The organism is Pseudomonas sp. TNT3 (assembly GCF_010095445.2).
Classification (GTDB): domain Bacteria; phylum Pseudomonadota; class Gammaproteobacteria; order Pseudomonadales; family Pseudomonadaceae; genus Aquipseudomonas.
In genome coordinates this window covers 147,269-157,433 of sequence record NZ_WFGV02000006.1, presented here as the reverse complement: position 1 = coordinate 157,433, position 10,165 = coordinate 147,269, and the positions used below count along the sequence as shown (strand labels likewise).

General features: G+C 60.2%; 9 protein-coding genes. 6 read left to right on the top strand and 3 right to left on the bottom strand.

Annotation, left to right across the window (positions count from 1 at the left end):
* The first annotated feature begins 95 nt into the window (after positions 1-95).
* The gene (locus GBC55_RS06265; RefSeq protein ID WP_162436311.1) at positions 96-644 is read left to right on the top strand and encodes an RNA polymerase factor sigma-70; all 549 of its coding nucleotides are present in this window, start codon (positions 96-98) and stop codon (positions 642-644) included.
* A 204-nt stretch (positions 645-848) separates the two neighbouring features.
* Here the strand turns inward: GBC55_RS06265 and GBC55_RS06260 are convergent, their stop codons facing one another.
* The 3 genes from GBC55_RS06260 to GBC55_RS06250 form a co-directional block, all read right to left on the bottom strand.
* Positions 849-1,862, bottom strand: coding sequence for a GNAT family N-acetyltransferase (locus tag GBC55_RS06260; RefSeq protein ID WP_162436312.1), 1,014 nt, complete (start codon positions 1,860-1,862; stop codon positions 849-851).
* A gap of 97 nt (positions 1,863-1,959) precedes the next feature.
* On the bottom strand, positions 1,960-2,769 hold the full coding sequence (locus GBC55_RS06255; protein WP_162436313.1) for a transporter substrate-binding domain-containing protein: 810 nt from the start codon (positions 2,767-2,769) through the stop codon (positions 1,960-1,962).
* A gap of 89 nt (positions 2,770-2,858) precedes the next feature.
* On the bottom strand, positions 2,859-3,485 hold the full coding sequence (locus tag GBC55_RS06250; protein WP_194692950.1) for a TetR/AcrR family transcriptional regulator: 627 nt from the start codon (positions 3,483-3,485) through the stop codon (positions 2,859-2,861).
* A 190-nt stretch (positions 3,486-3,675) separates the two neighbouring features.
* Between GBC55_RS06250 and GBC55_RS06245 the strand changes: the two genes are divergently transcribed.
* The 5 genes from GBC55_RS06245 to GBC55_RS06225 are packed head-to-tail and all read left to right on the top strand — an operon-like array spanning position 3,676 to position 9,960.
* A complete protein-coding gene (locus GBC55_RS06245) occupies positions 3,676-5,466 on the top strand; it encodes an acyclic terpene utilization AtuA family protein (RefSeq protein ID WP_162436438.1) in 1,791 nt (596 codons plus the stop codon).
* Positions 5,467-5,478: 12 nt separating this feature from the next.
* Positions 5,479-6,363 (top strand): SDR family oxidoreductase, encoded by an 885-nt coding sequence (locus tag GBC55_RS06240; RefSeq protein ID WP_162436314.1) that lies wholly within the window; start codon positions 5,479-5,481, stop codon positions 6,361-6,363.
* A 3-nt stretch (positions 6,364-6,366) separates the two neighbouring features.
* Complete coding sequence (gene atuC / locus GBC55_RS06235; RefSeq protein WP_162436315.1) at positions 6,367-7,983, top strand: geranyl-CoA carboxylase subunit beta; 1,617 nt, start codon at positions 6,367-6,369, stop codon at positions 7,981-7,983.
* 25 nt (positions 7,984-8,008) lie between these two features.
* Positions 8,009-9,166, top strand: coding sequence for a citronellyl-CoA dehydrogenase (gene atuD / locus GBC55_RS06230; protein WP_162436316.1), 1,158 nt, complete (start codon positions 8,009-8,011; stop codon positions 9,164-9,166).
* Complete coding sequence (locus GBC55_RS06225) at positions 9,163-9,960, top strand: enoyl-CoA hydratase-related protein (protein ID WP_162436317.1); 798 nt, start codon at positions 9,163-9,165, stop codon at positions 9,958-9,960. The genes atuD and GBC55_RS06225 overlap by 4 nt, the downstream gene beginning before the upstream one ends.
* Positions 9,961-10,165 lie beyond the last annotated feature (205 nt).

Here is a 10,165-nt window from a genome sequence, read left to right as displayed (position 1 = left end):
ATCATTATCATTCAACATAATTTGTCGCTCGATGTGTAGGGCAGCCCAGGTCTTTCGCGCCGCCCCACTAACCTCTTTGCAGCAGGGTGTTTTCCATGACGGAACAAGTATCCACAAGCAGGTGCGACTCACCGTTACTTCAGGCATTCGTCGACAATCGACTGATTCTGGTCAAGATTGCAGCGCGCATTACCGGTTGCCGGTCCCGCGCTGAAGACGTGGTGCAGGATGCGTTCTTCAGGCTGCAATCCGCACCGCAGATCACATCGTCCTTCAAGGCCCAGCTCAGTTACCTGTTCCAGATCGTGCGCAACCTGGCGATCGATCACTACCGCAAGCAGGCGTTGGAGCAGAAGTATTCCGGCCCTGAAGAGGAAGGGTTGAACGTAGTGATTCAAGGTGCTTCGCCGGAAACCTCGCACATCAATTTCTCGACCCTGGAAAACATCGCCGATGCGCTGACGGAGCTGCCGACCCGCACCCGTTACGCGTTCGAGATGTACCGCTTGCACGGTGTGCCGCAAAAAGACATCGCCAAGGAACTGGGCGTCTCGCCGACGCTGGTGAACTTCATGATTCGCGATGCGCTCGTGCACTGCCGCAAGGTGTCGGGGAATCGTGCGGACACTTTTGCCCGGCGTTGAAATCTGAATGTGTATCGCCGCTGGACTCGGTGCAGAACTCACACATTTATGGTGGGTGAAATGGCCCAATCGCGAGCAAGCTCGGCTCCCACAGTTTGAACGCCTACCTTCACATCATGTGTGTCCGCAGGAGATCAGACTGTGGGAGCCGAGCTTGCTCGCGATGGCGGCCCCGGGATCAATCATAATCCCGAGCCTCACACCTCAAACCAGCTCACACCGCTCAAAAAACCGCTCGCGCCCCAACACCATCAACGCGGCGCGCTTATGCGGAAAGTCGAACTCTTTCTCGCAGTAAAAACGCTGCGCCTGCAGGTACTCGATCATCTTTGCGTTATCCGCACGCGGCTCGGCGACTACTCGCTGGGTGCGTGGATCATCGAGAAACAGGTAGTGCGTCAGCGCCGATAACCAGCTCGCCACCTTGTGTGGGCCACGGTGTGTTTCTTCACCGACCAGCATGTGGATACCCCGGTCGTAATCGGCGGCGTCATAGAACGGCGCGATGCGATCTTCCTTGGCCCAGTAGGCTTCAAAATAGGCAAATGGCTGATCATCGAAACAACCGATCAACGTCAGCGTGTGCGGGTCGGACTCGAGTTTGCTCAGGTATTCGCGATGCTGTTCGAGGCTGCCCTCCTCCTGCCAGAAGCTCGCCACGCGCGCACTGTTCTGCCAGCGATTGAACCGCTCAAGATCGTGGTCAATGTCAACAGTGCGTAACGAGATCCAGCCGCCCAGTCGCGCATCAAACCGGCGATACACCTCACCATGGGGTTTCACCGCGCGCAACGGGTGGCGCTTGCCGGCGCTGATGATCATCTGCCGGGGAAAACTGTGGGCCCGCGCTTGCGTCAGCCACGGCTGGGGCAGTTGCCAAAATAGCGCGCGCTCGCAGCGGTACTCACCGGGTACGTCGGTGGTGATCAGCAAGCCGCTGAGCAACACCTCATTGGGCGCGTCATCGAGCAACCAGGTCAGGCGCTGGCAAGCCGGGTCGCGGGCAAACAACCAATAACAGGCGGCCCAGATCGCGTCGGTGTCTGGGCGTTTGAAGCCTGCCTCGACCTGCACCTGTACCGCGGGCTTTGGATTCAGGCGCAGATGGATCAACGGCTGTCCCGCCAGGCTGAGGACCAGTCGGTTTTCGGTTTCATCCGCTACAAGATGGCTGCCTGACGGTAAGGCCAGGGCGATCAGGTCATTCAGAATTGGCATGGGAGCGCTCACGATAATCGTCGACAGTTCAACGAGGTGACGTGAGCCGGTCAGGGAAATTTAAGAGAAGTCGCGAATTCACGACCCATGGCGCAATTCAGTTGCCAGGCACCGGCACCACGGCGATTTTGTAGGGCGAAAAAATCCTCAGCATCGCGCCGTTATCGCGCAAACCTTGCAGCAACTTGCCAAAGGCTTCGCCACTGATGGGCGCAGAGGGCCGCAGGATCGCGTAGTGGTGATAGACCTGATCGACGCGGTCGGACACCAGTAACTGATCGCCGACTTTGTCGTTGCGCAACAGGTAATCACTCAGGTACGAACGTGTCACCAGTGCGATGTCTGCGCGGCCCCGCAGGACCATCAGCAAGTTGCTGTCATGGGAATAGGTCAGCGTCGCGTTGTAGTTGTGCGCCAGCAATTTCGGGTCGGCATTGAAGTTGGCGAACTCGTAGTGATAGCCGCTGAACAACGCCAAACGTTTGCCGGCAAGGTCGGAAAAATAGGACTGAGGTCGGTCGGGCTGGCGTTGCGCGACGAAGATTTCGGCATCTTCCAGGCCCATATCAACGGTGACGTGGGGAATGTCCTTCCAGCCCCAATCGGGGTTTTCGAAAATCGCCATGTCCACCCGACCTTGCTTGAAGTCACCGAAGCGGCGGGGAATCGAGGTCGGCACCAACGCAAACTGGTAGTCGGTTTGCGAGGCGTTGAGGGCCTCGATCAATTGCGGCAACAGGCCGGTGTCGGCCCCCATCTCGGGGCGCACGGTATAAGGAGGAAAATGCGCAGCGCCGACGCGCACCAGCTGTCCAGCCTGGGACGGCACTGTCCATGACACAGCGAGCAATAACGCCGCGAGCGCCGCCAGTGAAAATCGCGAGGCCGTCTGAATTGGCGAGCACATCAAACAACCTACTCCCGAAAATGACACATCAATGCATTCAAACTAGGCGGTTTCACCCACTTAGCCAGTTTCCTACTGGCCAAATAGCACTATTGTTTCTCTTCCAGCACCAGAATCAACGCCTCATCGGCTAATTGATCAAGGCTCATGCTGCCACCGGCACGGAACCAAGTGGTGGTCCATGACAGCGCACCGGTCAGGAACCGGCGGGTAATGAATACATCGCCGCGAATGAAACCGGCGTCTTTGGCCTCGCCCAATACTTGCAGCCAGAGGTCTTCATAAATATCGCGCAACGCCAGAACTTGCGCCTGGCCTTCTTCGGACAACGAGCGCCATTCATACACCAGCACCGCCATGGCCTCGCCGCTGCCGCCCATGATCGACTGCAATTCGCATCGGATCAGCGCCAGCACCCGCTCGCGCACACTGTCGGACTCGGCCAGTGCCGCGCGCATCAGCGCAGTGTTGTAGCGAATGGTCTCTTCCATCACCGCACGCAGGATTTCGTCCTTGCTTTTGAAGTGATGAAAAATGCTGCCGGACTGAATGCCCACGGCGCCCGCCAGATCACGCACCGTGGTGCGCTCATAACCTTTGTTGCGAAACAGGTGAGCCGCCACTTGCAGCAGTTTGCCGCGGGCGCTGTCCGGGTCGGTCAACTGGCCGTTGTCGACCAATTCGCGCATGACCTTGAGGGCTTTTTGCTCGTCCACCCGTTCTCTCCTACAGTCGTTCAATCAAATACGCCCATCGCCACTAAAACAGCGGGGTTGCGCGGGCAATTTAAGCTGGCGATGACAACCAAGCAAGCGCTTGGGAAGAAGTAAATCGAGGCATTTACAAACCAAGCGCTTGCTTGGTAGTCTCGAACCACTGCTGTCGGAGGTGACTATGGAGATGACTGTGCCTGAAACCATTCGCATCGGATGCGCCAGCGCGTTCTGGGGTGACACGTCGACTGCCGCTGCTCAGTTGGTGGAGGGAGGACGCCTGGACTACCTGGTGTTCGATTATCTGGCCGAAATAACTTTGTCGATCATGGCCGGCGCGCGGATGAAAGACCCGCAGGCCGGGTACGCCAGCGACTTTATTGAAGTGCTCAGCCCGCTCCTCCCACAGCTCGCCGAGCAAAAAATCCGCGTCATCAGCAATGCTGGCGGAATCAACCCGCAAGCCTGCGCCGCCGCCCTGCAAGCGGCCTGCGACAAGGCGGGCGTGGCATTGAAGATCGCCGTGCTGCTGGGCGATGACTTGCAGCCACAGTTCAAACAGCTGAGCACTCAGGGTTTGCGTGAAATGTTCACCGACGCTCCGCTGCCAGCGATGTGCGTCTCGACCAATGCCTACCTCGGCGCACCGGGCATCGTCGAGGCCTTGCGGTTGGGCGCGGACATCGTGATCACCGGACGCGTGGTCGATAGCGCCGTGGTCAGCGCTGCGCTGGTGCATGAATTCGGCTGGTCCTGGCACGATTACGACAAACTCGCCCAAGCCGCACTGGCGGGTCACCTCATTGAATGCGGCGCGCAGTGCACCGGCGGCAACTTCACCGATTGGCGTGAAGTACCCGACTACGAACACATCGGTTTTCCCATCGTCGAAGTCAGCGCTGACAGCCAGTTCACCGTGAGCAAACCCGAAGGTTCCGGCGGCCTCGTCACCCCGCTGAGCGTAGGTGAACAGATGCTCTATGAAATCGGCGACCCGCAGGCCTATCTGTTGCCCGACGTGGTCTGCGATTTTACTCAGGTCAAACTGGTGCAGCAGGGCAAAAACACGGTGCAGGTCCACGGCGCCAAAGGCTTGCCCCCAACCGATCACTACAAGGTCAGCGCGACCTACCCGGACGGTTTCCGTTGCACCGCCAGTTGCCTGATCGCCGGCATTGATGCGGTCGACAAAGCCCGCCGTGTCAGCGACGCGATCATCAACAAGACGGCGGAGATTTTCCTCCAGCGCGGTTGGGCGCCGTATAGCGAAGTGAACATCGAGCTGCTCGGCAGCGAAGCCACTTACGGTCCTCATGGCCAGCGTCAGGACAGTCGCGAGGTGGTGATCAAACTCGCGGTGCGCCACCCGAACAAACAGGCGCTGATCGTGTTCTCCCGGGAAATCGCCCAGGCCGCTACCGGCATGGCGCCCGGGTTGACCGGGATCGTCGGCGGTCGGCCAACGGTGTATCCGGTGATCCGGCTGTTTTCGTTTCTGATCGATAAAACCGCCTGCACCCTGGCCATCGACCTGGCCGGAAAACGCCACCCCTGCACCCTGCCCGACAGCGATGTCCTCGACACCGATGATTTGCCTGTACCCCTCGACCCGCCCAAACCTGCCGGCCGCGCTGACGCCAGTGTGGCGCTGGTGAAGCTGGCGGTTGCGCGCTCCGGTGACAAGGGCAATCACAGCAATATCGGGGTCATGGCCCGCGCGCCGGAGTACCTGCCGTGGATCGCCGAAGCACTGACGCCGGAAGTGATCGTGGACTGGATGAGCCATGTCCTCGACCCGGTCCACGGACGTGTCGAGCGCTGGTATCTGCCGGCCACTCACAGCCTTAATTTTCTCCTGGAAAATGCCTTGGGCGGCGGTGGCGTGGCCAGCTTGCGCATCGATCCACAAGGCAAAGCATTCGCTCAGCAACTGTTGGACATCCAGATTCCGGTGCCGCAAAGCATCGCTGACCAGGTCAACTAGAGGACCGCCACCGTGGCCTACGATTCGATATTCAAAACCGATCTGTTTGCGGGTCAAACCATTATCGTCACCGGCGGCGGTAGCGGTATCGGACGCTGCACCGCTCACGAACTCGCGGCCCTTGGCGCCCATGTGCTGCTGGTCGGGCGCAAAGTCGACATGCTCAAACAGGTTGCCGCCGAAATCGTCGAAGACGGCGGCAAGGCTGACTGGCGCGTGTGCGACATACGCGAGGAAGAAACGGTCAAGCACCTGGTCAGCGAGTTGATCCGAGAGCACGGGCCTATCCATGGCCTGGTCAATAATGCGGGGGGACAATTTCCCTCCGCACTCGCTTCGATCAATCAGAAGGGTTTCGAAACCGTGATGCGCACCAACCTGGTGGGTGGTTTCCTGATGGCCCGGGAAGTGTTCAATCAATCCATGAGCAAGCATGGCGGCGCGATCGTCAACATGCTCGCGGACATGTGGGGCGGCATGCCCGGCATGGGCCACTCGGGCGCCGCACGTTCGGGCATGGACAACCTGACCAAGACCGCCGCGTTCGAATGGGGGTATGCCGGCGTGCGGGTGAATGCGGTGGCGCCGGGCTGGATCGCGTCGAGCGGCATGGACACCTACGAAGGCGCGTTCAAGGCCGTCATCCCGACCTTGCGCGAACACGTACCGCTCAAACGCATCGGCACCGAATCGGAAGTCAGCGCAGCCATCGTCTTTTTGCTCAGCCCCGCGGCGGCGTTTATCAGCGGCAGCACGCTGCGCATCGACGGTGCGGCGAGTCTGGGCGGTCGGGCCTGGCCGATTCACAAGGCGCAGAACAGCGAGTCCTATAACGGCTTTCATCGGGCGTACTTGCCCGATGTACTGCAGCCAGACGCCCCCAAGGACAAGGAATAAACCATGCCGGTCATCCAGTCGCAGGTGGACCCGTTCAGCGAACCGTTTGCCCGGAACCGCGCAGCCATGCTGGTGGGCATCGAGCATGTGCGCCAGCTCGAACAGAACCTGCTGAACAAGGCTGCCGAGGCCAAACCCAAGTTCGACAAGCGCGGGCAATTATTGCCTCGGGAACGACTCAACCTATTGCTCGATCCCGGCGCACCGTTCCTTGAACTGGCGAGCCTGGCCGGCTACAAGCTGCATGATGACAAGGATGGCAGTTCAGCCGGTGGCGGCTTGATCGCGGGGATCGGCTACGTCTCGGGCGTGCGAGTGCTGGTGGTGGCGAACAACAGCGCGATCAAGGGCGGGACCATTTCCCCCAGCGGGTTGAAAAAATCCCTGCGCCTGCAACAGATCGCGATGGAAAACAAACTGCCGGTGATCACCCTTGCCGAAAGCGGTGGCGCCAACCTGAATTACGCAGCGGAGATTTTTGTCGAGGGCGCGCGCAGCTTCGCCAATCAGGCGCGCATGTCGGCCATGGGACTGCCGCAAATTACCGTCGTGCACGGTTCCGCCACCGCCGGCGGTGCCTATCAGCCTGGGCTGTCGGATTACGTGGTGGTGGTGCGCGGCAAGGCCAAACTGTTTCTCGCCGGACCGCCGCTGTTGAAGGCCGCAACCGGCGAAATCGCCACCGACGAAGCACTGGGAGGCGCCGAGATGCACGCGCAAATCGCCGGCACCGCGGAGTACCTGGCCGAAAACGATGCGGATGGCGTGCGTCAGGTACGTGAGATTGTCGGTCTGTTGCCGTGGAATGCGCGACTGCCGCTCGCCCAGTCCCGGCAGTACGACGAACCGCTCTACCCCATCGATGAGTTGCTAGGGCTGATCCCGGACGATCCGAAGAAACCCTACGATGTGCGCGAAATCATCGCGCGGATTGCCGACGCGTCGAACTTCCTCGAGTTCAAGGGCGAGTTCGATCAGCAAACCATTTGCGGTCACCTGCACATCCAGGGGCGCGCCTGCGGATTCATCGGCAACAACGGCCCGATCACGCCTAAAGGTGCGAGCAAGGCCGCGCAGTTCATCCAGCTGTGCGACCAGAGCCAGACACCGCTGCTGTTTTTCCACAACACCACCGGGTTCATGGTCGGGACGGAATCGGAACAGCAAGGGGTCATCAAACACGGAGCCAAAATGATCCAGGCAGTGGCCAACGCTCGTGTGCCTAAACTGACCATCGTCGTCGGCGGCTCGTACGGTGCCGGTAACTATGCGATGTGCGGCCGTGGTCTCGATCCCCGTTTCATCTTCGCCTGGCCCAACAGCCGCACGGCGGTGATGGGCGGCGCCCAGGCTGGCAAGGTGCTGCGCATCGTGACTGAAGCCAAGCAGGCCAAAGACGGATTGGTGCCCGACCCGAAAATGCTCGACATGCTGGAAACGGTCACCGCGCAAAAGCTCGACAGCCAGTCCACTGCACTCTATGGCAGCGCCAGCCTGTGGGACGACGGTCTGATTGACCCGCGTGACACCCGGACCTTGCTCGGTTACTTGCTGGACATCTGTCACGAGGCCGAAGTGCGGCCGCTGCAAGCCAACAGTTTTGGTGTAGCCCGCTTCTAAGGGCGATCAACGGAGAATAATAAAAATGATCTTCACCCAGGAACACGAAGCACTGCGCCGCACGGTTCGCCAGTTTGTCGATCACGAGATCAATCCTCACGTCGAAGAATGGGAAAAAGCCGGGCGCTTTCCGATTCACGAGATCTTTCGCAAGGCCGGGGATCTCGGTCTGCTGGGGATTTCCAAACCGGAAAAATTCGGTGGCATGGGCCTCGATTACAGCTACTCCATTGTTGCGGCAGAAGAGTTCGGCACCATTCATTGCGGCGGCATTCCGATGTCCATCGGCGTGCAGACCGACATGTGCACGCCCGCACTCGCGCGGTTCGGCTCCGATGATTTGCGCGAGGAGTTTTTGCGCCCGGCGATCACCGGCGAACAGGTCGGCTGTATCGGGGTGTCCGAAGTCGGCGCCGGTTCCGATGTCGCCGGTTTGAAAACCACCGCGCGCAAGGACGGTGACGACTACGTGATCAACGGCAGCAAAATGTGGATCACCAACTCGCCGAGTGCTGATTTCATCTGCCTGCTGGCCAACACCTCGGACGACAAGCCGCACATCAACAAGTCGCTGATCATGGTGCCGATGAACACGCCGGGGATCAGCCTCAGTTCGCACCTGGACAAGCTCGGCATGCGCAGTTCGGAAACCGCCCAGGTGTTTTTCGACAACGTGCGCGTGCCGCAACGCAACCGCATCGGCCACGAAGGCGCGGGCTTCATGATGCAGATGCTGCAGTTCCAGGAGGAGCGGTTGTTCGGCGCGGCCAACATGATCAAGGGCCTGGAATACTGCATCGACAGCACCATCGAGTACTGCAAGGAGCGCAAGACCTTCGGCAATGCGCTCATCGACAATCAGGTGATTCACTTCCGCCTGGCCGAGCTGCAAACCGAAATCGAATGCCTGCGGGCACTGGTCTATCAGGCGACCGAGCAATACATCAAAGGGCAGGACGTCACTCGCCTGGCGTCCATGGCCAAACTCAAGGCCGGGCGCCTGGGACGCGAAGTCAGTGACAGTTGCCTGCAATACTGGGGCGGCATGGGCTTCATGTGGGACAACCCGGTGGCCCGGGCGTATCGCGATGTGCGTCTGGTGTCGATCGGCGGCGGCGCCGACGAAATCATGCTGGGGATCATCTGCAAACTCATGGGCATTCTGCCGGGGAAAAAGAAATGAGTACCTTGCCGGATTGCCAGACGTTGCTGCTTGAACCGCATAACGGCGTGCTGCACATCACCCTCAATCGCCCGGAAAGCCGCAATGCCATGAGCTTGCAGATGGTTGCAGATTTGCGCGCGGTGCTGGCGGCCGTGCGCGATGACCGACACATCCGTGCATTGGTGATCGGCGGCGCCGACGGGCATTTTTGCGCCGGTGGCGACATCAAGGACATGGCCGGCGCCCGGGCTCAGGGCGCGGCAGGTTTTCGCGATCTGAACCGGGCATTTGGCGCACTGCTGCAAGAGGTGCAACACGCCCCGCAAGTGGTGATTACCGTGCTGCAAGGTGCAGTGCTGGGCGGTGGCCTGGGCCTGGCCTGCGTCAGCGATGTCGCATTGGCCGATCATCAGGCGCAGTTCGGCTTGCCAGAAACCAGCCTCGGTGTGCTGCCGGCGCAGATTGCTCCCTTCGTGGTCCAGCGCATCGGCCTGACCCAGGCACGACACCTGGCGCTGACAGCAGCGCGTTTCGACGGCACCCATGCGCGGCGTATCGGTCTGGTGCATTTCGTCGAGCATGACGCCCAAGCCTTGGCCGAGCGCCTCGACGAGGTGCTGGCGCATGTGCTGTGTTGCGCGCCGGAGGCGAATGCACGCACCAAACAACTCCTGCTGGCGAGTGCCGGGCAACCTTCAGATACCTTGCTCGATGACGCGGCGCAGTGGTTCAGCGAAGCGGTGACCGGGCGTGAGGGCATCGAGGGGACGATGGCTTTTGTGCAAAAGCGTAAACCAGGGTGGGCACCCTAAGAGCATCGCGGGCAAGCCCGGCTCCCACAGGTTCTGTATTGCCCCCACAGACTCTGAACTGGCCCCACAGACTCTGTATTACCCCCACAGGCTCTGTATTGCCCCCACAGGTTTGAGTGGCAATGAAGTTTTGTGAACAGCACTGAACCTGTGGGAGCCGGGCTTGCCCGCGATGAGGCCCTCGAACTCACCGAAAAACAAAAGG

Bases quoted from the DNA above. Each gene is read 5' to 3' on its own strand.
- GBC55_RS06255 (WP_162436313.1), bottom strand. From the start codon at position 2,769: ATGTGCTCGCCAATTCAGACGGCCTCGCGATTTTCACTGGCGGCGCTC.
- GBC55_RS06225 (WP_162436317.1), top strand. From the start codon at position 9,163: ATGAGTACCTTGCCGGATTGCCAGACGTTGCTGCTTGAACCGCATAAC.
- atuC (WP_162436315.1), top strand. From the start codon at position 6,367: ATGCCGGTCATCCAGTCGCAGGTGGACCCGTTCAGCGAACCGTTTGCC.
- GBC55_RS06260 (WP_162436312.1), bottom strand. From the start codon at position 1,862: ATGCCAATTCTGAATGACCTGATCGCCCTGGCCTTACCGTCAGGCAGC.
- atuD (WP_162436316.1), top strand. From the start codon at position 8,009: ATGATCTTCACCCAGGAACACGAAGCACTGCGCCGCACGGTTCGCCAG.
- GBC55_RS06265 (WP_162436311.1), top strand. From the start codon at position 96: ATGACGGAACAAGTATCCACAAGCAGGTGCGACTCACCGTTACTTCAG.